Below are 22,018 nucleotides of genomic sequence, written 5' to 3'. Positions count from 1 at the left end.
AAAGGTCCAGATCATGCTCGTCACATCTTCATTCCAGAATGATCAGGCATTTTCTTCATCATGTGCCCACTGTCGCCGGGCGCCTGCGCGCCGACGCCCTGGACGTCGAGGGAAACGGCGACCTTGCCGGCCTTCTCGAACTGAAGCGTCACTGGCACCTTGTCGCCCTGCTTGAAGGGGCCCTTCAGCTCCTGGAGCATGAGGTGGTAGCCGCCGGGGGCGAACTTCACCGTCTTGCCGGGATCGATCACCAGGCCCTTGTCGAGCAGGCGCATCTTCATCACGCCGTTCTCCATCGCCATCTCGTGAACCTCGGCCTTCCCCGCGATATCCGCGGAAACGCTGACCAGCTTGTCGGCCACTGTGCCCTTGTTCTCGATGGTGAGATAGCCGCCGGCGACCTTGGCGCCGCCCGGCGTCGCCCGGCTCCACGGTTGCGAGATGACGAGATCGCCGGCCTTGATGTCCTCGGCCTGCGCGACGGCACAGGCGGTCAGCAACACTGAAATCGCAAGGAGAGTTCGTCCGATATTCTTCATGTTGATTGCCTCTTTCTCGATTGATCGGGCCAAGAATGGCCCTGCATTCTTGCGATCACTTTCCGCCGCCGTCAGCATCGGCATTCGGAATGCGGGCCTGCCGCGGAGCCGAGCATAGAGCGTCACCATCGATACCTCATTCCAGCGTATACTGCTCTTCCAGTACCCGGCTCAAACAATGCTGACGTCGCCGTCGCTCGATCGATGATGCTGGCGCTGGCTATGTAGGTCTTGTTGGTGAGATTGCGCCCCTCGATGTAGGCAGACATCGGGCCGCCATTGTCGAATCCGGCTTTCAATCCCAACAGGGCGTAAGGCTCTGTCGTCAGCGTGTTCATGCTGTCGACGAAGTAGGCCTGTGGCACCCATTCTACGTTGGGTCCAACATAGAAACCGGTAGGGTGCTTGTAGAGAAGCTCCGTGCGCAAATAGTGAGTTGGGGCTCCCGGCAATCGATTGTTTCCGAAGATCGGATCTTTGTCGAAGCGGAAGTCGTTGAAGGAATAGGCGACATTTAGCCAGATCTTGTCCGGCGCCGGGCCATTGACGAAGATGTCACGAAAGATGGCTGCGCCCGCGCCGGCCTCGACGCCCTGATGGATGGTGCGGTCGGCATTGGTCACATTGCAATTGCCGAAAGCACTATAGAGGCATTGCAATTCGTCGCGAATGTTGGCCCGGTAGGCCGTCAGTTCCCAGGCATAATCAGATCGCTTCATGCGAGTCCCGATTTCGTACGTGGTCGCAATCTGCGGGCGGATGCTGGTGAACGGGATCGTCGGAATGCCGAGACCGATCGCGCTTTCGCCGAAGCTCGGCACCTCGGCACTCCGCGAGACATTGGCGAAGGCCTGCCAAGCCGGATCGATTTGCCACAACAGACCGCTTTTCGGCGACCAGAGATTAAAGCGCGTCGCCCCCGATTGATCCCCGTCGCTGAGGAAACGATCCTGCCGATTACGGGTCGCGTACAGAAATTGCGTGCCGCCGATCAATGCAAGATTTGGAAGGACGTAGAAGCTGTCTTCGATATAGGCGGAGGTGTTCTCCGACCGATCGATCGAGGAAGAAAGCAGAGCGCCCTTCCTCCCGCCGATGTTGGCGAACTGCTGGTTGTCGATGCTGCCGTTCAGCACCTGGACGCCCGCGACCAACCTGTTGCGGAAGCCGCCAATGGTGCGGTCATCCGTGATCTTCGCGAATCCGCCGTAGTCCTTGCAACGGTAGTCCAGCCACTGGAAAATCGGATGCATCAAATGCCGATCGACGCCAAAGGCGCCGAATTCGACTTTGGTGTCATCGAAACGAACGGTGGTTTTGTTGGCGAGCCTGACAGTGTCGATATTGCGCTGCTGATCCATCGCAACATTCGCCGGTGCAGCAGCTTCCGGATTGGTCAAAGCGGACGTCTTGGTCACGGTACCCGGAATTCGCTGCCGCACCTCGTTGGCATTGAGGTAGAACCGTGTCTCGACATCCGCGGAGAACTGATAGCCCACATTACCGCTCAAACGGTTGCTCGAGCCGAAGCTGTGATCGCGAAATCCGTCTGCGGCCTGCGCGGAAGCGGTCACGAAACCATCCCACCGCCCGTTGACGCCTCCCGCGTTCGCCTGAAGTCGTTTGTAGCCGAATCCTCCGACATCGAAGGATACACCGTTCGGAAACGAGTCGCGGCCAGTCGGGGTCACAAAGTTGATCGCGCCCCCCAGCGAATTGGCGCCAAACTGAAGCGCATTGCCGCCCTTGAAGACTTCGACATATTTGTAGGCGCTCGGATCAATCTCCTGGAAATCGCCATAGCCATCCGCGGTGTTGATCGGAATGCCGTCCATATAGAGCTGCACGCCGCGCAGATGAAAATTGCGCGACAGGCCGGATCCGCGAATCGAAAGACGGGTGTCGTCGCCCCATTTGGGCTGGGCGTACACGCCGGGCACGTAATCCAGAACATCCTTGATCGTGTTGGACGGCGTCGAGTTCCTGTAGGCATCGGCCGAGACGAGCGCCACGCCGCCCGGAGTCTGGTCAATTTCCGCCAGCGCTTGTTGAGCAGTCAGAACCGTCAGGGCACCCGGAGCCCCTGCACTCTGGTCGCTCACGGTTTCCTGCGGTGATGGGGTCGTTCGCAGGCTTCGGGTGATGCGGGCCGATCGCGCAGAATTGCGTGGCGGTCGGACCGCCGGCGTACGCTTCTGGTGAGGCGCCTCAACCGTGATCGGCGGCAGCACTGCGCTGCTGTCTTGGGCAAAGGCTCCGCTCGACGACGCAAGCAGCGCGGCCTGAATGGCAACGACGCTCACGCCAAGGCGGGCATGACAACGTAACATGGGGCATTCCTGACGCCGGGCTTTCTCTCCGGCCATTCGACAGCATCAATCGCCTGCGGCGGACCGCGGCGATCACGAGAGTCGTCAGGAAAATTGAGGCGGGGCGCGCGCCTGGGCGTTTGTACCCTTATGGGCCGCGCCGGCGAATGCCTCCGCCGCGTGCCACACCACGCGCTGGGCGTGGCGCAAGGGAACGGAGAGTTCGGCGTGCGGCGGCGAATCGGGCGACGCGCCCACCTGCGCCAGGCAACAGAGGGCACACGTACCGGCATGTGCGACCGGCGTACCCGCCGGATCGTTCAGCCCGCCTTGCTCGCCTGCGCTGTGGCAGATGACGGCGGCGGACAGCGGATCGGCCACGGCCTGGCCGGCCGCCAGACAGGCGGCAATCGGCGCCAGCACCTGCATAACTAGGGCAAGCAGGACCAGAGGTAGGAATTTTTGCAGCCGTGCGCGCATCCGCCGAACCGTTTGTTCGTCTACTAACTAAACACCGGCGGATGGCCAAGTCGAGCCCGGTTCCGCCGCCTTCTTGGTCCCGCGCAAATTCCCCGGAAACTGTGGTCCGGCCGGCCCAAGGGAGGGGACCTCCGGGATTTGAGGCAGTCGAGACCTGGCCCATCCACAGATTTCTTATATTTGTCATACACTTATGCGGCCGGCCGTCCGATCATTTCGTCAATTGCTCGAATTTTGAACATTCGTTGCCGAAAATGATGACAAGTGAGAAAAGTTGATCTAGCATCCTTTTGCTCAGGCTGGCCGCGAGGTCGAAGTCTGGTGGTCCAAGTCTCGGGAGGAGCCCCTGACGCGCAAAATGCAGCGTCGCCCCGCCAATCAAGATCAAATCTTAGAATCGGGGATAATAGGGTCGACACAATTTTCGAGCGGGGCTAGGGCCCCGCTCTTTTTTTGTCTGCGGGGCTAAAGCACCGATGAATGCTTCTCCCAATCCGATCGAACAGAGCTTTGAACTTGCAGCCTCGCGCTGCACCGATCTCACGCCACACGTCTATCAACGGCTGTTCGAACAGCATCCCGAAACGCGGGCGATGTTCCGCACCCAAGGCAGCGAACTCGTGATGGGATCGATGCTGGCTCTCACGATCGAGGCCATTCTCGACTTCGCCGGTGATCGCCGCGGGCAATTCCGGCTGATCACATGCGAGGTCGTATCGCACGATGGCTACGGCACGCCGCGCGAGCTGTTCATCGCCTTCTTCACCGTCATCAGGGATACGCTGCGCGATCTTCTCCGCGATGAATGGTCGCCGGACATGGCGCAGGCATGGGACCGATTGCTCATCGAGATCGACGCGTTCGCCGGCGCCCCGGCCTGACGCTTTGCGCTGCACCAACACGGGCTCGCGGCGACCCCGCCGTTGATTGCGGATTGAGTGGTACCAACTCTTGTGAGACACTTTCGAACATCGGTCGCGCAATCAATGACGCGCCGAGATAGAATTGTATGGGAGCGAGCGATGTCCGGGACGAAAGATTTCTCGACGACGAGGCGCGATCTTCTTCAGGCGGCAGCAACCGCCGGCGCCGCGACTGCCATCCTCGGCAGCATAGGCATAAACCCCGCCCTTGCAGCCGAAGTCGGACGAAGCGAGAAGCCGCTGAAGGCGGCGTTCTCCAACGCGGGCCTCCAGGCGACCTGGTGCGCGCAGGGCAAGCAGGCCGCGGAATTCTGGGGCAAGCTGTTCAATGTCGAGGTCACCTGGTTCGACGGCCAGCTCGATGCCGTGAAGCAGCGCGCGGCGATCGACAACATGGCCTCGCAGAAATGGGACTTCGTCGCGATCCAGGCTTTTGGCATCGGCACGCTCACCCAGCCGGTGCAGAAGATGATCGACGCCGGCACGCCCGTGATCGACATGGACACGCTGATTGCGCCGCTCGACCAGATCAACGTCCACTCCTTCCTCGCCCCCGATAACGAGTTCATGGGCGCCTCGGTGACGCAGGCGCTGTGCAACGCCATGGGCGGCAAGGGCAAGATCATCATGACGCAAGGAGCCCTCGGCCACACCGGCGCGCAGGGCCGCGCCAAGGGCTTCAACAACGTCGTGAAGCAATTCCCTGGGATCGAGGTGCTCGACACCCAGCCGGCCGACTGGGATGTGTCGAAGACCGCGCGTCTCTGGGAAACCTACCTGACGAAGTATCCGCAGATCGACGCGGCGTTCTTCCACAATGACGACATGGCGCTCGCCGCCGCCAACATCATGAAGGCGCGGGGCCGCACCAACATCCTGATCGGCGGTGTGGATGCGATGCCGCCGGCGATCCAGGCGGTCAGCGAAGGCCGCATGTTCGCCACCGTGCGCAATCCGTCCTGCCGCATTCATGGCGGCGCCATCATTGCGGGCGTCTCCGCCGTGGCCGGCGGCGAAAAGAGCGGACAGGGCATCCCGAAGAACGTCGTCACCGACGGTCCGGTCGTGACCAAGGCCAACGCCGCCGGCATGCAGTGGATGCAGGATCATTTCCTGATCTGAGCCTCCATGCGAGAGGATCGTTCACCCATTCTGGAACTGCAGGGCATCACGAAGAGCTTCGGCGGCGTCGAGGCGCTTCGTGGTGTCGACTTCGCGCTTTCACCCGGCGAGATCCATGGTCTCGTCGGCGAGAACGGCGCGGGAAAAAGCACGCTGATGAAGATCATCGCCGGCGTGCACACCGAATTCTCCGGCCGCTTCCTGATCGACGGACAGGAGATGCATTTCCGGTCGGCCCGCGATGCCCACAGCGCCGGCATCGCCATGGTGCACCAGGAGCTCTCCGTCGCGCCCGACCTCACGGTTGCGGAGAACGTGTTTCTGGGCAACCAGCCGACCAACGCCCTCGGCCTCGTGCAATGGCGGCGGATGGCGCGGGAGGCCGGCGAGCAGCTCGCCCGCTTCGGCATCGACGTCGATCCGATGAGCAGGCTCGGCGACCTCCCGATTGGGCTGCAGCAGCTGATCGAGATCGCGCGCGTGCTGTTCTCCGGCGCGCGCATCGTCATCCTGGACGAGCCGACGTCCGCCCTCTCTCCGCCCGAGGTCGAGCGATTGTTCGCGACCCTGCGGCGCCTGCGCGAGGAAGGCACGGCGATCGTCTTCATCTCGCATTTCATCGAGGACATCTTGCGCGTGTCCGACACGGTCACCGTGTTCCGCAACGGGCGGAAGGTCGCGGAGACGGCAAGTGCCGCGACCAACAAGGGCGCGCTGATCGAGGCCATGATCGGCCGCGGCGGCGAAGCGCTCGAGCACAGCTACAGCGACGATTTGATGCTGCCCCAACCGAGCGACAGCTCGGTTGTCCTAAGGGTCGACCAGCTGTCGCTGGCCCGCAGCCTGAAGGACATCTCCTTCGAGGCGCGCGCCGGCGAAGTGCTCGGCATCTACGGCTTCATGGGCTGCGGCCAGCAGGAGCTGTCGCGCATCTTGTTCGGCAAGCTGAAGCCGGACGGCGGCACGCTCGCTGTCGAGGGCAAGCCCAAGACCTTCGCGAGCACGGCGGCGGCGCGGCGCGCCGGGGTGGCGCTGGTGCCGGAGAGCCGGCGCGCGATGCTGTTTCACCAGGAGCCGGTTTACAAGAACATCTCGATCAGCATCCTCGATCGCATCTCGGCGTTGCTGCTCAAGCCGGCGCAGGAGCGCGACATCGCAAAGCGCCAGGTCGAGCAGCTCCAGATCAGGCCGCCCGTGGTCGGCCTCGATCTCGGCATGCTCTCCGGCGGCAACCAACAGAAAGTCGCGCTGGCGAAATGGCTGACCTATCCGCCAAAACTGCTGGTGCTCTGCGAGCCCACTCGCGGCATGGATGTCGGCGCCAAGAACGACGTCATCAACATCGTCCGTGATCTCCGCGCCAGGGGGCTCGCGATCATCGTGCTGTCGACCGAGCCGGAAACGGTGCTGTCGCTGGCCGACCGCATCCTGGTGCTCAAGCGCGGCGCATTGGTGCGCGAATTCAAGAACGAGCCGGTCAGCAAGGACCGCCTGCTGGAAGCGGCGTGACGGAGAAGCACCATGGCAAGCAGTGACACGGCTTTGGCGGCGGGGCAGCGGACGCGAGGGCTTGCGCCCTTCCTGCGCTCGCAGATGCGCAACATCGCCCCGTTCCTGACGCTGATCTTCCTGTCCGGCTTCTTCGCGCTGGCCAGTCCGTCGTTCGCGACGCTGGACAATCTCGGCAACATCCTGACGCAGGTCTCCGTCACAGGCATCATCGCCGTCGGCCTCACCTTCGTGATCCTCTGCGCGGAGATCGACCTCTCGATCGCCAGCATCGCCAACGTCACGGGCATCGCGGTCGCCTACTTCACGCTCCAGGAATCCTACGTCAACATTCCCAACATTCCCCTGCCCGGCGCCGCGGCGATCCTGCTGGCCATTTTGCTCTGCGCGTTGCTCGGCCTCGTCAATGCGCTGGGGCTGACCGTGATCGGCATCCCCTCCTTCATCATGACCCTAGCGATGATGCAGATCGCGGCCGGCATCTCGGCGCTGCTGGTGCGCGGCCAGATCGCCTACAAGGTGCCCGGCGTGATCACCACGCTCGGCTCGGGTTCGATCGGCGGCATCCCATGGATCGTCATCGTCGCCGCGATCATGCTGCTCTTGGGACATCTGGTGCTGACCTACACGCGCTTCGGCCGCTACGTCTACATGGTCGGCGGCAACCGCGAGGCGGCCGAATATTCCGGCCTTAACGTCAAGCTCATCCTCGGCGCGGTGATGGTCATTTCGGCGGTGTGCTCCGGGATCGGCGGCATGCTCGGTGTCGCTCATTTCGGCAGCGCGCAGCAGAACGAGTTCGACACCTATCTGCTCGACTCCATCGCTGCCGTCGTCGTCGGCGGCACCAGCCTGTTCGGCGGCCGCGGCGGCATCGGCAACACCATCGTCGGTCTCTTCGTTCTCGGTGTTCTCAACAACGGCCTCGACCACGTCAACATCGACAGCTTCCTGAAAATCCTGATCCGCGGCCTGATCCTGCTGGCAGCGCTGGTGATCAATGTTTATGCGCAGCGGCTGAGGGAGAAAGCGGTGGAATAGCCGCCCCTCAAAACAAAAAGCGCGAAAACAACCCCATGCACAGTAGAGACTGTGAGGGAATTCAACGACTTACAAAAACCCGAAATTGTGTAGCTGCGACCGTGGCGGCATTTGACTCGTCGGGCAAAACAGGAGCAGGATGTCATCGTGGCAGCGGGCGCGGATGGGCTCAGGGTCGCTCCCCAAACTCCGTCATTGCGAGCGCAGCGAAGCAATCCAGGCTGCCGCCGCGGAAAGATTCTGGATTGCTTCGCTGCGCTCGCAATGACGACGTGACAGCAGGGGCAATCCAGCCTCACCTCGATCGCGGAGCATGAGAACGCGGCTTAGCTCTCCGCTTTCTCATCCGGCGCAAGCCGCGAGAACCGGAAATTGCAGTGGCTCGCACCGCCCGCTAACGTCTGTGTCCTTTCCAGCCGGATGCCTCGCGCTGCGTAGGCAACGAAATCGAGCCCGCAGATGTTCGGCAAAATGTCCTTGTCGCCATGGCGCGCCGCGAGTTTGCAGAAGCCGCAAGCCTTGTAGTTGATGCCGAACTCAAAACTGTCACCCGTATCAGGCTCGACGAAATCGTAGACGAAATCTTCCGGAAATTCGGTCTGATGGCTTTCAGTCGCGCTTCTTGCCGCCTGCTCGCGCAGCAAGGCCTGGTTCTCCGGCGACATGAATTGACGCCCTGAGGCGAGACGCTCCGCTTCAGGCGCGGTGAGCAATTGCGCCTTGTAGGTTTCCCGCTCGATCTCGCCGATCACAGGCACCGGCACGCCGTGGCGCCGCAGCACCCGGCTGATGGCCATAAAACCCATCAGACGCATGAAGAAATCGCTCATGCGGCTTGCCGCGCCGCCGACATAGGGCATTTGGATGAGCACGATTTCGAACTCGTCCATCACCTCGCGCCTGATCTCGTCGATCTCGGAAAGTTGCGCGCACTCACGCAACATCGCTTCGGCCAAATCGAGCCGATCGCGCATGGCGGCCTCCATTGCACCGCGATGCGCTTCGTAAAACGGATGGATGATCTCAGCCATGGGACACCCGATATGATTGGCTCATTGCAAAGTCGGCTGGTTCACTCCGCGGCGATCGCCTCGATCTCCAGCAGCCATTTGCTGTCGACGGTCTCGACGATCACGACCGTCAGCGCAGGCTGGTGTTCGCCCAGCATCGCGCGACGAATGGAGCGGTTGGTCACGAGTTGATTGCGGTCAGTCAGGAACGTGGTGACCTTGACCAGATGCGCGATGCCAAGGCCGGCGGCAGCAAGCACCTCGATCAAATTGCGCCAGGCCTGCTCGCACTGCGCCTCGAAACCTTCGGGCACGGTGCCGTCGAGTCTCTCCGGCACCTGGCCGCTGATGAACAACAGGCGGCGATACTGCGTCAATTCAAGTCCCATGCAGTAGCCGCCGGCAGGCGCATGGACTGTTGCGGGATTGTGGCTGACGAGGTGAGCTGGGGGCACGAGGTTTCTCCGGATTGCGGGTCGGACCGTATCCGGCGCCATCACCGCTCCGCAAAGCATCATTGCTGCGGTTCAGCGCAAGAAAATCTATTGCAAGGCCACAGCCCATCAGTGTCAAAATGGAGCCCGATGACCTACGCCCTTCCCCCACTCAACGCGCTGCGCGCCTTCGAGGCCGCCGCGCGGCATCTCAGCTTCAAACTGGCCGCACACGAGCTGCACGTGACGCCCGCCGCCGTGGGGCAGCAGGTGAAGGCGCTGGAGGCGCGCCTCGGCGTGCAGCTCTTCGAGCGGCTGCATAAGCAGCTCGTCCTCACCGTCGCCGGTCAGGCCTATCTGCCCGGCGTCTCCGAAGGCTTTCGCCACATTGCGGAGGCGACCTCGCAATTGAAACCGGCAGGTGCGGTGCTGCTGCAATTGGGCATCCATGGCGGCTTCGACCTCCGCCGCCTCGACCTGGCGGCGTTTCGCAGCACGCATGCGGAGATCGGCTTGCGGGTGCTGCACCCGGCCGGCCTGCACGAATTGGTCGAAGGCAAGGTCGACCTGTTGCTCGCCCGCGGCCTCGGCCACCATCCCGGCTATCGCTGCGACCGGATCGATCAGGGATCGGGTTTGGGTGATTGGCTGGTTTCGCCTGAAGGCACCGCGGATTGTCCGGAGATCGTCAGTTTTCGCGCGTGGCTGCGTGCGCTGCCGGCGGAGAACTCGATAGCGAATCGCCGCCCTCGTCTGGTTGGTGGCAGACGATAGGCTCGACCGGCACGGAGGGTAACGGAGATAGAGCGACGCTCGCTGCACCAATTTCGTCACTTCGCCAACACCTCACCGCGTGCCCGTCCGCCCGCGTTTCAAGCACAGGCCCCGGCTCGCGCCGACACACAGCCTCCGCATACCGGCATCGCGGGCTGAATGCGCATCCGTTCGGCGGATTGAGCGGGTTGGGAAGGTCGCCCCCTGTCGTCGCCAGCGGCGCATGGCGCAAGGGATCGGGGATGGCGGCGATCAGGGCTTGCGTATAGGGGTGCGCGGGCCGTTCGAAGATCTCGCGCCAGTGGCCGTTCTCGACGATGCGGCCGAGATACATCACGGCGACCTTGTCGCTCATGTGTTCGACGACGCCGAGATCGTGGCTGATCATGATGTAGGAGAGGCCGAGCGTTTCCTTCAATTCCAGCAGCAGATTGATGATCTGGGCGCGGATCGAGACGTCGAGCGCCGAGACCGGTTCATCGCAGATGACGATCTTCGGATTGAGGATCAGCGCACGCGCAATGCCGATGCGCTGGCGCTGGCCGCCTGAGAATTCATGCGGGTAGCGGTCGGCCTGCTCCGGCCGCAGGCCCACATGCCGCAGCATCTTCGCGACGCGGTCCTCGATCTCGCTCTTGGCCGTGACGCCATGCACGCGCAGGGGATCTTCCAGCGTGCGGCGAACGGTCTGGCGCGGATTGAGCGAGGCGTAGGGATCCTGAAACACGATCTGCACGATGCGGGCCAGCGCCTTCCGATCGCCGGATGGTCGGTTGGTCACGTCCTGTCCGTCCAGCACGATGCGGCCGCGCGTCGGGGTCACGAGGCCAAGGATCGACAATGCGACCGTCGACTTGCCGGAGCCGGACTCGCCGACGAGGCCGAGGCATTCGCCCCGCTTCAGGGTGAGATCGACGCCGTCAACGGCACGGAGCAGCCGCCGGCCGCGCCCGAGCAGGCCGCCTCCGAGCGGAAAATGGACCGCGAGATCTCTGACGCTGAGAATGACATCGTCGTCCGGCCGTGTTTCAACCAAACTAGCTTGCGGCTCATGCATGGTGGTGACACCTGACCAGGCCGCCGGCGTCCAGCAAATCCGCTTCCGGCGGGGTGGTCCGGCAAATATCGGTCGCCTGCGCGCAACGCGGATTGAACCGGCAGCCGTTGGGGAAATTCGTGATGGCCGGGACCACACCCGCGATCTCCGTCAGGCGGGTGCGGCCAAGCGCTGCGCGACTGCCGAGCCGCGGCAGCGAGGCAACCAGGCCTCGCGTATAGGGGTGCGAGGGTGCCCGGAAAATATCGGCCGAGCCGCGCTCCTCGACGATGCGGCCGGCATACATCACGGCCACGCGGCGGCAGACATTGGCGACCAGCCCCAGATCGTGGCTGATCATCAGGATTGCGGTTCCCCGCTCGGCACACAGATTCCGCATCAGCTCGATGATTTCGGCTTGCACGGTCACGTCGAGCGCCGTGGTCGGCTCGTCGGCGATCAGGAGATCCGGACCGCAAGCGAGCGCGATGGCGATCATCACGCGCTGGCGCATGCCGCCGGACAGCTGGTGCGGGTAATCCTTCACGCGCCGCTCCGGGGCGGGAACGCGCACGCTCGCCAGCGCCTCGACCGCCAGTCTATCGGCTTCCCGCCAGCTCTTGCCCTTGTGCAGCACGAACATCTCGGCGATCTGCCGGCCCACCGGCGAGACCGGGTTGAGCGCCGTCATCGGCTCCTGGAAGATCATGGCGATGCGATTGCCGCGCAGATCCCGTTGCCTGGCGGCTGAAAGGTGCTGGATCTCCCGTCCCTCAAACCGGATGACACCGCCGCCGATCGACAACGGCTGCCGCAACAGGCCGATCAAGGCCAGCGCCGTGATGCTTTTGCCGCAGCCGGATTCGCCGACAAGGCCGAACGTCTCGCCGCGATCGATGCGGAATGAAATGCCCTCGGCCGCCGCAACGCGCCGCGATCCATCGTCGAGATCGATACGCAAATCCTCGACTTCGATCAGCGGCGTGCGGGTCATGTGCGCCGGCTCCGCGATTGCGGATCGAGAATGTCGCGCAGGCCGTCACCGAGCAGATTGAGGCCGAGCACCGTCAGGAAGATCGCAAGGCCGGGAAACACCGAGAGCCACGGCGCGGTCGTGATCTGATCGCGGGCATCCGACAACATGCTGCCCCAGCTCGGAAACGGCGGGCGGACGCCGAGGCCGAGGAACGACAACGCGGCTTCGGACAAGACCGCGCTGCCCATGCCGAGCGTGCCGATGACGACGATCGGCCCTAGCATGTTCGGCAGCAGCTGCGTGATCATGATGCGGAGATCGCCGTAGCCGAGCACGGTCGCGGCCTGCACATAGCCCTGGCTCCTCAGCGACAGCGCCGAGGCCCGCGCGATCCGGCACGTGAAGGACCAGTTGGTCAAGCCGAGTGCGATCAGCAGGCTGGTCAGGCCGGGACCGAGCACCGCCATGATGGCCAACGCGAAGATCAGCGAGGGGATCGCGAGCATGAGATTGGTCAGGCCGTTGACGACATCGTCCCACCAGCCGCCCCAATAGCCGGCGCTCAGGCCCAACGCGACGCCGATGACGCTATTGATGAGCTGCGAGACGATGCCGACCGTCAGCGAAACCCGCGCGCCATAGACGACGCGGGAATAGATGTCGCGGCCCTGGTCGTCGGTGCCGAACCACCAAGTCCAGCTCGGAGGCTCTTCCGCGTTGAGCAGATTGGCGTCGAGGACAGGATCGGTATGCGCCAGCCATGGCGCGAGCAGGCCGACCAGGATCGCAAGCGCGAACAGCGCGCCACCGATGATGAGATTGGCGCGGAGCTTCATGCGTATCTGATCCTGGGATCGATCACGCCGTAGAGCACGTCGATCAGCAGATTGATAGCGAGAAAGGACAGCACCACGACAAGAATGGAGCCCTGGACGGCCGGAATGTCGCGCTGCAGGACACTGTCGACCAGCAGCGAGCCGATGCCCGGCCAGGAGTACAGCTTCTCGACCACGACCGCCTGCCCCATCAGCGCGCCGAACTGCAGGCCAACGGTGGTGAGAATGATGACAAGCGCGTTGCGCATCACATGCCACTTCACGACTCGGGTCTCGCTCATGCCCTTGGAGCGCGCGGTGCGGACGAAATCCGCGGTCATGATCTCGAGGACCGCGGCGCGTGTCGTCCGCGCGAACAGCGCCATCGGCGAGACGCCGAGCGTCACGGCCGGGAGGATCAGATATTTCAGTCCGCCATCGCCATAGCCGAAACTCGGCAGCCAGCCGAGCTTCAACGCGAACAAGTACATCAGCACCAGTCCGAGCCAAAATTTGGCGATCGAAAGGCCTGATACCGCCACGACCATGGCCAGCGTGTCGACGATACCCCCCGGCTTCAGCGCGGCGATGAAACCCAGGGGAACACCGATCACGACGGAAAACGCCATGGCGGTGAAGATGAGCTGGAGCGTCGGCCATATCCGCTTGGCGATCATGAACGTCACAGGCTCGCGCGTCCGGAACGACGTTCCGAAATCACCGGTCGCAAGCTTGGCGATGTAGGCGCCGAAGCGGACATAGACGGGATCGTCGAGCCCGAGCTGCTTCTTCATGCGCAGCTCGACCTGCGGATCGGCATCGTCGCTCATCGACGAGACGATGCTGCCGGGAACGACGCTGAACAGCACGAACACCAGAGCCACCACTGCGAGCACGGTCGGAATGGTCTGCAGCAGGCGGCGGAACAGGAAGGAGAGCATCGGCACTTTTCCTCTCTCCCTCCGTCGTTCATGGCGACGGAGGGAGCGCGAGAGCGCGTGTCACTTCGCGGGCGAGGTCTCGTCGACCCAGAGGTCTTCGACGTTCTGATGGGTCAGTTCGGTCGCATTCAGCTGAACCCCCTTGAGCCACGGCTGCACGGCCATGACCGCCTTGTTGTAGTTGAAGAACCAGACCGGCGCCTCTTCGTAGAGAACAGCATTGGCCTTCTGCAGCAGCTGGGTACGCTTTGCAGCGTCATCGGACTGCCCCGCCTCGTCGATCAGCTTGTCGAACTCGGCATTCTTGAAGTTCATGTAGTTGCAGGCCGACTGCGGTGTCGATGAGTGGAAGCATTTGAGGGCGGCCTGCGGATCGGGTCCGGTCGCCTGCGAATAGACAAAGGCCTGGTAGTCGCCGCTGCGAACCACCTCCGCCAGCACCGCGGTCTCGACCTGCTTGACCTTGGCCTTGATGCCCACCCTGTCCAGCATCGGGATCACGGCCGAGACGATCGGCAGACCCCAGCTCTCGTTCTGGCTGGTGGTCCATTCGAATTCGAAGCCTGAGGGATAGCCGGCGTCGGCGAGCAGCTGCTTGGCCTTGGCGGGATCGAAGGCGTAGGGCTTCATGGCCTTGTCGTAGGCGGTAGAGGTGAGCGGCAGCCAGCTGGTGGCCCGGTAGGCCTTGCCCTTGACCAGCTTGTTGATGATCAGGTCGGTGTCGATCGCGTAGTTGATCGCCTGCCGGACCCGCTTGTCGGCGAACGGCTTGAACGCGGGATTCATCCCCATGTAGCGGGTGAAGACCTCGGCGACTTCCACGACCGTGCCCTTGAGGTCGGCGTCGTTCTGATAGGCGACATATTGCGCCGGTCCCAGCACCGACGTGTCGATCTCCTTGTTGCGGAAGGCGACATCGCGTGCCGCGGCCTCCCCCATGACCGACACGATGATCTTGTCAGCGTAGGGCTTGCCGGGCTTGTAGAACCGATCCCAGCGCTCCAGAACGATGCGCGACCCCGGCACGTGCTCGACGAATTTGAAGGGTCCAAGACCGATCGGCTTCTGGAGAAAGCTCTCCTTGGCGGCCTCGTCGGCGGGATAGATCGACGTGATCGCGTTCCAGAAGTAGAAACCTGGATCGACCTTCTCGGTCAGCTTCATCTCGAAGGTAAAGTCGTCGATTTTCTTCAGGCCGGAGATCTCCTTGGCCTGGCCCTTCTCGACCGCCGCCGCGCCCTCGATCACGCGGACATAGCGCGCACCGGGATAAGCCTTGGTGCCGTCCATGATGCGGTTGTAGGTCCAGATGATGTCGTCGGCCGTCATCTTGCGGCCGTTGTGGAAATAGGCGTCGTCGCGCAGCTTGAAGGTATGAACGAGGCCTCCGCCCGAGACGACGTCCTCCTTGGCAAGCTCCAGAACCGGCTTGCCTTCCGTGGAATTCCAGATGTAGAGCGACCGGTGCAGCGCCTTGGCGTAGATCTCGTCCTGGGCGCGCTGCGTGGTAAGAATGTCCAGGCTGGTGAAGCTCGAGCCATAAGGCGCGGTCATGCGGATGGTTCCGCCCTTGCGCGGCGTCTGGGCCTCCGCCGAGGCCACCAGTGCCAGCCCCAAACCCGCGATGATCGCCACTATCCTGAACATCATGGTCCCTCCGACAACGCAGCGTGCTCTGGTCCGAGAGTTGACCATCCACGGCACGTCGAGCGCAAGCGTCTTGAAGGGGTTGACGTATGCGAGCGTCGCGCGCGGGCCCCACCGATTTGCGCAGAAGCCCGCTAGAACTCCGGCTGCCAGTCGCGCAATTTTCGCGCTGCAGCGGTGACATCCGCGATGGTCGGAAACGCCCCCACCTCGAGCATCATCGCCCTTGCCAGCCTGACGGCGCGTGCTTCGCTGATCGCGCGCCGGCGCGGATCCTCGATCAGCTCGAAGTCGATATTGTGGGCGAGGCCGAAGATGCGGCGGATGGTTTTTGCCGCGGCGAAGCCGACCGTGTCCGCGAACAGCCGCTGCATGTAGGCCTGCCGCTCGGCTTCCAGCCGTGCCGCGCCTGTCTCGCCGGCGAACAGTGAGGCGGGATAGGCATCGCCTGCGGCGCCAGCGCGCCAGAGCTCGAGGAACTTTCGCGTAAAATCGTTCCAGACCGTTTCCACCGTCTCCAGCACCCAAGCCTCGAAAGCACGCCGTTCGCCCGGCGTGCGCTCATGCCCGGCGGAGGCAAAATAGGCCATCAGGAGGTTGGCCAGCACGGCGCCGACATCGAAACCCATCGGGCCGTAGAACGCGAATTCGGGGTCGATCACCCGCGTCTCGCCGCCCGTGACCATGATCGAGCCGGTGTGCAGGTCGCCGTGGAGCAGCGCCTCGGGGCTCGCCATGAACTTCAGCTTCAACCGGGAGATCGCGACGTGGAGGTCCATATCCTCGCGAAGCTCTGCGGCGAGCGCATCGAGATACGGCGCAGTCCAGCGGTTCTGCTCGGCGACGCGGTAAGGATCGGTGAAGATCAGATCCTCGGTGATCTTGCACAGCGCATGGTTGCCGGCGAAAGCTGCGATGCCCTGCTTCTTCTCGGCCGCCGACACCGCGAGGTCGGAGGTGAAGAACAATGTCCGCGCCATGAAGGTGGTGATGTCATCGACAAAGCGCGGATACTGCGAGCCCGCAACCATCCCCTTGCGCATGATGATGTGGGGCTCGAGCAGCTCCATCACCGTCAGCGCCAGGGCCTCGTTGTGATGCAGCAGCGCCGGCACGAGGCCGGGCGCGAGCTCGGCCTGCCGCGACAAAGCGAGATATTCGTAATGAGCCCGGGACAACGGCAGCGGCCAGCTCTCGCCGACGAGGCGGACATAGGGCAGCGCCTGCTTCACGGCGATGCCGCCGCGGCCGCCCTTGACGATGAAAACGAGATTGAGATTGCCGTCGCCGACTTCGGTGATCGACCAGGAGGCCGGCTCGCCGCCGAGGGTCGCGGCGAGATCCGCAACGCCCGCGAGATAGTCCCGCAACGCCGCCTCATGCAAAATCCGGTAGTCCCCCTGCCCCTGCGCCATGACGATCCCATCCCATGCTTGGCATGGCCGAATCGTTACTCCCGCTCCAGGAAGCTCGAGCCGATCTCGGCCTTTCTTTTGATCGGATCGTAATCACAATAGACGCTGTCCGCCACCAGCGTGTAGCTGGCGCTGACGGTGTATTTGTCTGTTTTGACCGAGTTCAGGCCGATCACCGCGGTGCTCTTGCCGCCGTTCCATTTGAATGGGGTCGAGCTCTTGGCCTGCTCGCAGGCGATCACGGCCTCGTTGAAGACATAGCCCTCGACGAACGCCTTCAGGGTGCGCACCTGCACGGCCATCTTCCACTCGAAATAGCCGATGGCGCCGAGACCGGCGACGATCAGCACTAGAAGCGCGACGACGATCCTCTGAAAAGTCATTCTTCCCCCAACCAAGCCAACCACGAAATTAAAACGGCATGCCCATCAATTTCGACAGGCGCTCGATCGACAAATAGCCGGCGTGATAGGCGACCATGGCGATCCCGTAGATGACCGCCGAGATGATGGTGGTCCAGATCAGCTTGCCCCCCATCCGCGTCAGGATCGGCGCGCCGGGGTCGCTGCCCGGCACTCCGACGCCGTCCTCGTGCTGGCTGCGCACGCCAAACGGCAGCGTCAGGAACAGCGCGACCCACCAGATGACGAAGTAGATCGCGATCGCGGTTGATATCTGGATGGCCATGGCTTCGGCCTATGCCTGCTCGATTTCGACCAGCGCGCCGGAAAAATCCTTCGGGTGCAGGAACAGCACCGGCTTGCCGTGGGCGCCGATCTTCGGCACGCCGTCGCCGAGCACCCTTGCCCCCTCCTTCACCAGCGTGTCGCGCGAGGCGATGATGTCGACCACCTCGTAGCAGACGTGGTGGATGCCGCCGTCGGCGTTGCGGTCCAGGAACTTTGCGATCGGCGAGGCCTCGCCGAGCGGCTCGATGAACTCGATCTTGGTGTTGGGCAGCGTCGCGAACACCGTGGTGACGCCATGCTCGGGCAGCGCGACGGCCTCCGAGATCTGGGCCCCGAATGCGGTGCCATAGATTTTGGCGGCCTTGACGGCGTCCTTGGTCGCGATCGCGACATGGTTGAGCCGGCCCAGCATGTTTCTCTCCCGTTACACTGTCAGCACATGTACCAGACAGGGGGGCTTTTTGCCCCAATGTTCGTTGATCACGGAGCGGACAGCGCGTCGCACCGACTCCGCCAGCGCATCCGGGTCGCGACGGCGCGCCTTCGGCAGGCCCTCGACGGTGGAGACCACGGCGTCGAAGACGAGGTCGTCGAAGGGCTCGCCCGCTTTGTTCTTCTCGGGGATACCGACGAGTTCGACCGCGGGATCGTCGGCAAGCTCGCCCTGCTCCGTCATGGCGATGGCGACAAAGGCGCAGCCGGAGAAGGCCATGCGGCGCCGCTCGCCCACCGCGCGGGACTTGGAGTCCTCCAGAATCGTGCCGTCCTTGTAGAGACGGCCCGCAGGCACTTGCCCAATGATGCCGGGATCGCCGGGGCCGAGCTTGACGAGATCGCCGTTGCGGCAGACCAGCACGCGCGGCACGCCGGCGGCACGCGCGAGCTTGGCGTGCTCGTTCAGGTGCAGGGCCTCGCCATGGACGGGGATCAGGAGCTGCGGCCTGGTCCAGGCGATCATGTCGCGCAATTCGTCGCGGCGGGGATGACCGGAGACATGGACCAGCTGGTCGCGGTCGGTGATGACCTCCACGCCCTGCAAGACCAGGCCATTGATGATGGCCCCGACCGCCTTCTCGTTGCCGGGAATGGTGCGCGAGGAGAAGATGACGCTGTCGCCACGGTTGAGCGTGATCTCGGGATGGTCGTCATTGGCGATGCGCGCCAGCGCGGCACGCGGCTCGCCCTGGCTGCCGGTGCAGAGCGCCAGCACCTTGTCCTGCGGCAGATGACCGTAGACCTCGGCGGAGCGGAAACTCTGCACGCCGTCGAGATAGCCGGTCTCGCGCGCGACCTGCACCACGCGTTCCATGGCGCGGCCGACCACGACGACCTCACGGTCGGCGGCCTTCGCAGCGATGGCGACGGCCTTGAGGCGCGCGACATTGGAGGCAAAGGTCGTGACCGCGACGCGGCCCTTGGCGGCCTTGACGAGCTCGGTGATGGAGCTCGCAACCTCGGCTTCCGAGGGTGAGCGGCCGTCGCGCACGGCGTTGGTGGAATCACCGATCAGGGCGAGCAGGCCCGCATCGCCGAGCTCCCGCAGCCGCTTTTCGTCGGTCGGGCGGCCGATGATCGGGGTCGGATCGATCTTCCAGTCGCCGGTGTGCAGCACCGTGCCGACTTCGGTGTGAATCGCCAGCGCATGCGACTCCGGAATCGAATGCGCGACCGGGATGAACTCGACGTTGAACGGACCGATATCGACGCGCCCGCCCGACGGCACCACCGTCACCGGGATCTTGGGCGCATTGCGCTCGGCGGCGCACTTGGCCTCGAACAGCGCGGCGCTGAACTGCGTCGCGTAGATCGGACATTTCAGCTTCGGCCAAAGGTCGATGATGGCGCCGAAATGATCCTCATGGGCGTGGGTCAGCACCAGCCCCATCAGATTCTTGCGTTCCTTCTCCAGGAAGCTGACGTCGGGCATGATCAGGTCGATGCCCGGCAGATGCTCCTCGTCGCCGAAGGAGACGCCGAGATCGATCGCCAGCCAGGCGCGCTGCTGGCGGTTGCCGAGGCCGTAGATCGACAAATTCATGCCGATCTCGCCGACCCCGCCGAGCGGTGCAAATACCAGTTCTTCAGGCTTCGCCATCACGCAGCTCCCACGGAGGCGGCCGTGCCGAAGAACACCTCGCCCGCGGCGACCGGCACGCGCCGGCCCTCCGCCGTGCGGACGATCAGGCAGCCGGTGTCGTCGATCGTGTCAAAAATGCCGTCCAGCGTCATCACTCCCGTGTGGATCGCGACCCGCTCGCCGAGGCCGGCGGCGCGCTCCAGCCACAATTTGCGAATTTCGGCAAAGCCACGGCCATTGTCCCAGATACCGCGGAATTCCACCCAGGCATCGGAGAGCGCCGAGAACAGCTCCTCCGCGCTGATCTGGACGCCGAGCGCGGCCAGCGACACCGCAGGCGTCGGCGTACCCTCGGGCGCGGCGACGACGTTGGTGCCGATGCCGACGACGATGGCAAGACGGTCGCCGATGGCTTCGGCCTCCAGGCCGATGCCGACCAGCTTCTTGCCGCCGGCCAGCACGTCGTTCGGCCATTTCAGGGCGTAGCGGGGACGGCCCTCGCCGAGGCGCAGTGCAGCCTCCAGGCTAACCTTCTCCAGGGCGGCCTCCTCGGCCAGCCCGGCCGCAAAGCCGATCGTCGCGGCGACGGAAGGGGCGACGTCGAGGACTTCGAGGACGCTAGCTGCAAGGTTGCCCTTGGGTGCGATCCAGGGGCGCTGACGGCGGCCACGGCCGGCGGTCTGCTCCGACGTCACGAACCACATCGGGCCGCGTTCGCCGCCCCTCGCGTGCTCGATCGCCTCCGTGTTGGTCGAGCCGGTCCGTTCGAAAGCTGCGAGCTTGTAGCCCGCCGACGCCGCACGAGGACCGAGCGCGAATGCCATCCTAGAACAGCGACTTGGCGGCGGCGGAGGCGACGCTCACCACCGGGCCCGCGAACAGGGCGAACAGAATGTTGAACAGGCCCGCGACCGCCAGCACCGTCTTGACTTCGACGCGCACCGGATCGACCTGCCCGGCCGGCTCGTCGAAATACATCGTCTTGACGATGCTGAGATAGTAGTAGGCGCCGACCACGCTGGAGAGCACGCCGATCACGGCGAGCGTGAACAGGTTCGCCTTGATGGCGGCGACGAAGACGTACCATTTGGCGAAGAAGCCGGCGAGCGGCGGGATGCCGGCGAGCGAGAACAGCAGCATCGCGAACATGAAGGCGAGCAGCGGATTGGTCCGAGAGAGACCTGCGAAATCGCTGATCTGCTCGACCGGCTGGCCGTTCCGCTTCATCGCCAGGATGATGGCGAAGGAGCCCAGCGTCATCGCGACATAGATCACGATGTACATCAAGACGCCCTGCGCGCCCTCGACCGTGCCTGCGGCAAGTCCGACCAGGGCAAAGCCCATATGGCCGATCGAGGAATAGGCCATCAGGCGCTTGATGTTGCTCTGGCCGATCGCGGCGAACGAGCCCAGCGCCATCGAGGCGATCGACACGAACACCAGGATCTGCTGCCACTGCGAGACGATGCCCGGAAATGCGGTCAGCGTGACGCGGGTGAAGACCGCGAGCGCGGCCACTTTCGGGGCCGAGGCGAAGAAGGCTGTCACAGGCGTCGGTGCGCCCTCGTAGACGTCGGGTGTCCACATGTGGAACGGCACCGCCGAGACCTTGAAGCAGAGGCCGGCGAGCAGGAACACCAGGCCGAACAACAGGCCGACATTCGAGATCGTCGCGGCCGCCGCGATGCCGGTGAAGGCCACCGTGCCCGTGAAGCCGTAGATCAGCGAGGAGCCGTAGAGCAGCATGCCCGAGGACAGCGCGCCGAGCACGAAGTACTTCAGGCCGGCTTCGGTCGACTTGGCGTTGTCGCGGTTCGAGGCCGCGACGACGTAGAGCGCCAGCGACATCAATTCGAGGCCGAGATAAAGCGAGATCAGATCGCCGGCCGAGATCAGCACCATCATGCCGAGAGTCGAGAGCAGCACCAGGATCGCATATTCGAAGATGCGGCGCGACGGATCCGACAGGAACTCGGTCGACAGCACCAGCGTCACCGCCGAGCCGATCAGGGCCAGGATCTTCATGAAGCGGGCAAAATCATCGACGATGAAGCTGCCGCCGAAGGTCACGTGCTTGCCCGCGGGCAGCATGTATTCGAGCACGCCGACAACGATCAGGAGCAGCACCGCAAGCGTCGTGACCGTCTTGGTGGTCTCCTGCCCGCGATAGGCGCCGAGCATCAGGAGTGCCATCGCCCCGACCGCGAGCACGAGCTCGGGCAGCACCGGCGCCAGTTGATAACCTGCAGTCTCAAAGCTCATGGCGATATCCTGACCTGCC

At 63.7% G+C, this 22,018-nt stretch carries 22 protein-coding genes; 5 read left to right on the top strand and 17 right to left on the bottom strand.

Annotation, left to right across the window (positions count from 1 at the left end; translation table 11 throughout):
• Positions 1-20 precede the first annotated feature (20 nt).
• The 3 genes from IVB07_RS18020 to IVB07_RS18010 all read right to left on the bottom strand — a co-directional run bounded on the left by IVB07_RS18020 (position 21) and on the right by IVB07_RS18010 (position 3,328).
• Complete coding sequence (locus IVB07_RS18020; RefSeq protein WP_026232867.1) at positions 21-539, bottom strand: copper chaperone PCu(A)C; 519 nt, start codon at positions 537-539, stop codon at positions 21-23.
• 122 nt (positions 540-661) lie between these two features.
• The gene (locus IVB07_RS18015; RefSeq protein ID WP_026232868.1) at positions 662-2,869 is read right to left on the bottom strand and encodes a TonB-dependent receptor; all 2,208 of its coding nucleotides are present in this window, start codon (positions 2,867-2,869) and stop codon (positions 662-664) included.
• 84 nt (positions 2,870-2,953) lie between these two features.
• Positions 2,954-3,328: a DUF2946 family protein gene (locus IVB07_RS18010; protein ID WP_026232869.1), complete on the bottom strand. Its 375-nt coding sequence runs from the start codon at positions 3,326-3,328 to the stop codon at positions 2,954-2,956.
• A gap of 476 nt (positions 3,329-3,804) precedes the next feature.
• Between IVB07_RS18010 and IVB07_RS18005 the strand changes: the two genes are divergently transcribed.
• The 4 genes from IVB07_RS18005 (at position 3,805) to IVB07_RS17990 (ending at position 7,923) form a co-directional block, all read left to right on the top strand.
• Entirely contained in the window at positions 3,805-4,209 is a 405-nt protein-coding gene (locus tag IVB07_RS18005) for a globin (RefSeq protein ID WP_018455065.1), read from the top strand.
• 141 nt (positions 4,210-4,350) lie between these two features.
• Positions 4,351-5,373 (top strand): sugar ABC transporter substrate-binding protein, encoded by a 1,023-nt coding sequence (locus tag IVB07_RS18000; RefSeq protein ID WP_018455066.1) that lies wholly within the window; start codon positions 4,351-4,353, stop codon positions 5,371-5,373.
• A 6-nt stretch (positions 5,374-5,379) separates the two neighbouring features.
• Positions 5,380-6,882, top strand: a complete 1,503-nt coding sequence (locus IVB07_RS17995) for a sugar ABC transporter ATP-binding protein (protein WP_018455067.1) — start codon at positions 5,380-5,382, stop codon at positions 6,880-6,882.
• Between the two features lie 12 nt (positions 6,883-6,894).
• Positions 6,895-7,923: an ABC transporter permease gene (locus IVB07_RS17990; protein WP_026232870.1), complete on the top strand. Its 1,029-nt coding sequence runs from the start codon at positions 6,895-6,897 to the stop codon at positions 7,921-7,923.
• 326 nt (positions 7,924-8,249) lie between these two features.
• Here IVB07_RS17990 and IVB07_RS17985 read toward each other — a convergent pair whose 3' ends face one another.
• Complete coding sequence (locus tag IVB07_RS17985; RefSeq protein WP_018455069.1) at positions 8,250-8,954, bottom strand: L-2-amino-thiazoline-4-carboxylic acid hydrolase; 705 nt, start codon at positions 8,952-8,954, stop codon at positions 8,250-8,252.
• 41 nt (positions 8,955-8,995) lie between these two features.
• Positions 8,996-9,388, bottom strand: a complete 393-nt coding sequence (locus tag IVB07_RS17980) for a RidA family protein (RefSeq protein ID WP_026232871.1) — start codon at positions 9,386-9,388, stop codon at positions 8,996-8,998.
• Between the two features lie 129 nt (positions 9,389-9,517).
• Between IVB07_RS17980 and IVB07_RS17975 the strand changes: the two genes are divergently transcribed.
• Entirely contained in the window at positions 9,518-10,141 is a 624-nt protein-coding gene (locus IVB07_RS17975; RefSeq protein ID WP_026232872.1) for a LysR family transcriptional regulator, read from the top strand.
• Here IVB07_RS17975 and IVB07_RS17970 read toward each other — a convergent pair.
• The 12 genes from IVB07_RS17970 to nuoN all read right to left on the bottom strand — a co-directional run bounded on the left by IVB07_RS17970 (position 10,056) and on the right by nuoN (position 21,999).
• Complete coding sequence (locus IVB07_RS17970) at positions 10,056-11,198, bottom strand: oligopeptide/dipeptide ABC transporter ATP-binding protein (RefSeq protein WP_051112980.1); 1,143 nt, start codon at positions 11,196-11,198, stop codon at positions 10,056-10,058. The genes IVB07_RS17975 and IVB07_RS17970 overlap by 86 nt on opposite strands.
• Positions 11,191-12,171 carry an ABC transporter ATP-binding protein gene (locus tag IVB07_RS17965; RefSeq protein WP_018455073.1) on the bottom strand — a complete coding sequence of 327 codons (981 nt, stop codon included), beginning with the start codon at positions 12,169-12,171 and terminating at the stop codon, positions 11,191-11,193. Before IVB07_RS17965 ends, IVB07_RS17970 begins: the two co-directional genes overlap by 8 nt.
• Complete coding sequence (locus tag IVB07_RS17960; RefSeq protein ID WP_007603580.1) at positions 12,168-12,989, bottom strand: ABC transporter permease; 822 nt, start codon at positions 12,987-12,989, stop codon at positions 12,168-12,170. Before IVB07_RS17960 ends, IVB07_RS17965 begins: the two co-directional genes overlap by 4 nt.
• A complete protein-coding gene (locus IVB07_RS17955; protein ID WP_085384783.1) occupies positions 12,986-13,909 on the bottom strand; it encodes an ABC transporter permease in 924 nt (307 codons plus the stop codon). Before IVB07_RS17955 ends, IVB07_RS17960 begins: the two co-directional genes overlap by 4 nt.
• Positions 13,910-13,969: 60 nt before the next feature.
• Entirely contained in the window at positions 13,970-15,556 is a 1,587-nt protein-coding gene (locus IVB07_RS17950; RefSeq protein ID WP_039799326.1) for an ABC transporter substrate-binding protein, read from the bottom strand.
• Positions 15,557-15,690: 134 nt separating this feature from the next.
• A complete protein-coding gene (gene mtnK, locus IVB07_RS17945) occupies positions 15,691-16,971 on the bottom strand; it encodes an S-methyl-5-thioribose kinase (protein WP_018455076.1) in 1,281 nt (426 codons plus the stop codon).
• Between the two features lie 35 nt (positions 16,972-17,006).
• Positions 17,007-17,354 carry a hypothetical protein gene (locus IVB07_RS17940; protein WP_007603574.1) on the bottom strand — a complete coding sequence of 116 codons (348 nt, stop codon included), beginning with the start codon at positions 17,352-17,354 and terminating at the stop codon, positions 17,007-17,009.
• A 28-nt stretch (positions 17,355-17,382) separates the two neighbouring features.
• Positions 17,383-17,658 (bottom strand): DUF1467 family protein, encoded by a 276-nt coding sequence (locus tag IVB07_RS17935; RefSeq protein WP_018455077.1) that lies wholly within the window; start codon positions 17,656-17,658, stop codon positions 17,383-17,385.
• A gap of 9 nt (positions 17,659-17,667) precedes the next feature.
• Positions 17,668-18,072: a methylmalonyl-CoA epimerase gene (gene mce, locus IVB07_RS17930; protein WP_018455078.1), complete on the bottom strand. Its 405-nt coding sequence runs from the start codon at positions 18,070-18,072 to the stop codon at positions 17,668-17,670.
• A gap of 12 nt (positions 18,073-18,084) precedes the next feature.
• On the bottom strand, positions 18,085-19,755 hold the full coding sequence (locus IVB07_RS17925) for a ribonuclease J (RefSeq protein ID WP_018455079.1): 1,671 nt from the start codon (positions 19,753-19,755) through the stop codon (positions 18,085-18,087).
• Positions 19,755-20,561 (bottom strand): biotin--[acetyl-CoA-carboxylase] ligase, encoded by an 807-nt coding sequence (locus IVB07_RS17920; protein WP_018455080.1) that lies wholly within the window; start codon positions 20,559-20,561, stop codon positions 19,755-19,757. Before IVB07_RS17920 ends, IVB07_RS17925 begins: the two co-directional genes overlap by 1 nt.
• A 1-nt stretch (position 20,562) precedes the next feature.
• Positions 20,563-21,999: an NADH-quinone oxidoreductase subunit NuoN gene (gene nuoN, locus IVB07_RS17915; protein WP_018455081.1), complete on the bottom strand. Its 1,437-nt coding sequence runs from the start codon at positions 21,997-21,999 to the stop codon at positions 20,563-20,565.
• Positions 22,000-22,018: the final 19 nt, after the last annotated feature.

It is taken from the genome of Bradyrhizobium sp. 172 (assembly GCF_023101065.1).
GTDB lineage: Bacteria > Pseudomonadota > Alphaproteobacteria > Rhizobiales > Xanthobacteraceae > Bradyrhizobium > Bradyrhizobium canariense_D.
Note: the sequence above shows the minus strand (reverse complement) of the source record. Positions and strands in the feature narration are given on the sequence as shown.

Bases quoted from the DNA above. Each gene is read 5' to 3' on its own strand.
- IVB07_RS17960 (WP_007603580.1), bottom strand. From the start codon at position 12,989: ATGAAGCTCCGCGCCAATCTCATCATCGGTGGCGCGCTGTTCGCGCTT.
- IVB07_RS17985 (WP_018455069.1), bottom strand. From the start codon at position 8,954: ATGGCTGAGATCATCCATCCGTTTTACGAAGCGCATCGCGGTGCAATG.
- IVB07_RS17925 (WP_018455079.1), bottom strand. From the start codon at position 19,755: ATGGCGAAGCCTGAAGAACTGGTATTTGCACCGCTCGGCGGGGTCGGC.
- mtnK (WP_018455076.1), bottom strand. From the start codon at position 16,971: ATGGCGCAGGGGCAGGGGGACTACCGGATTTTGCATGAGGCGGCGTTG.
- IVB07_RS18015 (WP_026232868.1), bottom strand. From the start codon at position 2,869: ATGTTACGTTGTCATGCCCGCCTTGGCGTGAGCGTCGTTGCCATTCAG.
- IVB07_RS17975 (WP_026232872.1), top strand. From the start codon at position 9,518: ATGACCTACGCCCTTCCCCCACTCAACGCGCTGCGCGCCTTCGAGGCC.
- IVB07_RS17935 (WP_018455077.1), bottom strand. From the start codon at position 17,658: ATGGCCATCCAGATATCAACCGCGATCGCGATCTACTTCGTCATCTGG.
- IVB07_RS18020 (WP_026232867.1), bottom strand. From the start codon at position 539: ATGAAGAATATCGGACGAACTCTCCTTGCGATTTCAGTGTTGCTGACC.
- IVB07_RS17965 (WP_018455073.1), bottom strand. From the start codon at position 12,171: ATGACCCGCACGCCGCTGATCGAAGTCGAGGATTTGCGTATCGATCTC.
- nuoN (WP_018455081.1), bottom strand. From the start codon at position 21,999: ATGAGCTTTGAGACTGCAGGTTATCAACTGGCGCCGGTGCTGCCCGAG.
- IVB07_RS17940 (WP_007603574.1), bottom strand. From the start codon at position 17,354: ATGACTTTTCAGAGGATCGTCGTCGCGCTTCTAGTGCTGATCGTCGCC.
- IVB07_RS17950 (WP_039799326.1), bottom strand. From the start codon at position 15,556: ATGTTCAGGATAGTGGCGATCATCGCGGGTTTGGGGCTGGCACTGGTG.
- IVB07_RS17995 (WP_018455067.1), top strand. From the start codon at position 5,380: ATGCGAGAGGATCGTTCACCCATTCTGGAACTGCAGGGCATCACGAAG.
- IVB07_RS17920 (WP_018455080.1), bottom strand. From the start codon at position 20,561: ATGGCATTCGCGCTCGGTCCTCGTGCGGCGTCGGCGGGCTACAAGCTC.
- IVB07_RS18010 (WP_026232869.1), bottom strand. From the start codon at position 3,328: ATGCGCGCACGGCTGCAAAAATTCCTACCTCTGGTCCTGCTTGCCCTA.
- mce (WP_018455078.1), bottom strand. From the start codon at position 18,072: ATGCTGGGCCGGCTCAACCATGTCGCGATCGCGACCAAGGACGCCGTC.
- IVB07_RS18000 (WP_018455066.1), top strand. From the start codon at position 4,351: ATGTCCGGGACGAAAGATTTCTCGACGACGAGGCGCGATCTTCTTCAG.
- IVB07_RS17970 (WP_051112980.1), bottom strand. From the start codon at position 11,198: ATGCATGAGCCGCAAGCTAGTTTGGTTGAAACACGGCCGGACGACGAT.
- IVB07_RS17990 (WP_026232870.1), top strand. From the start codon at position 6,895: ATGGCAAGCAGTGACACGGCTTTGGCGGCGGGGCAGCGGACGCGAGGG.
- IVB07_RS18005 (WP_018455065.1), top strand. From the start codon at position 3,805: ATGAATGCTTCTCCCAATCCGATCGAACAGAGCTTTGAACTTGCAGCC.
- IVB07_RS17955 (WP_085384783.1), bottom strand. From the start codon at position 13,909: ATGCTCTCCTTCCTGTTCCGCCGCCTGCTGCAGACCATTCCGACCGTG.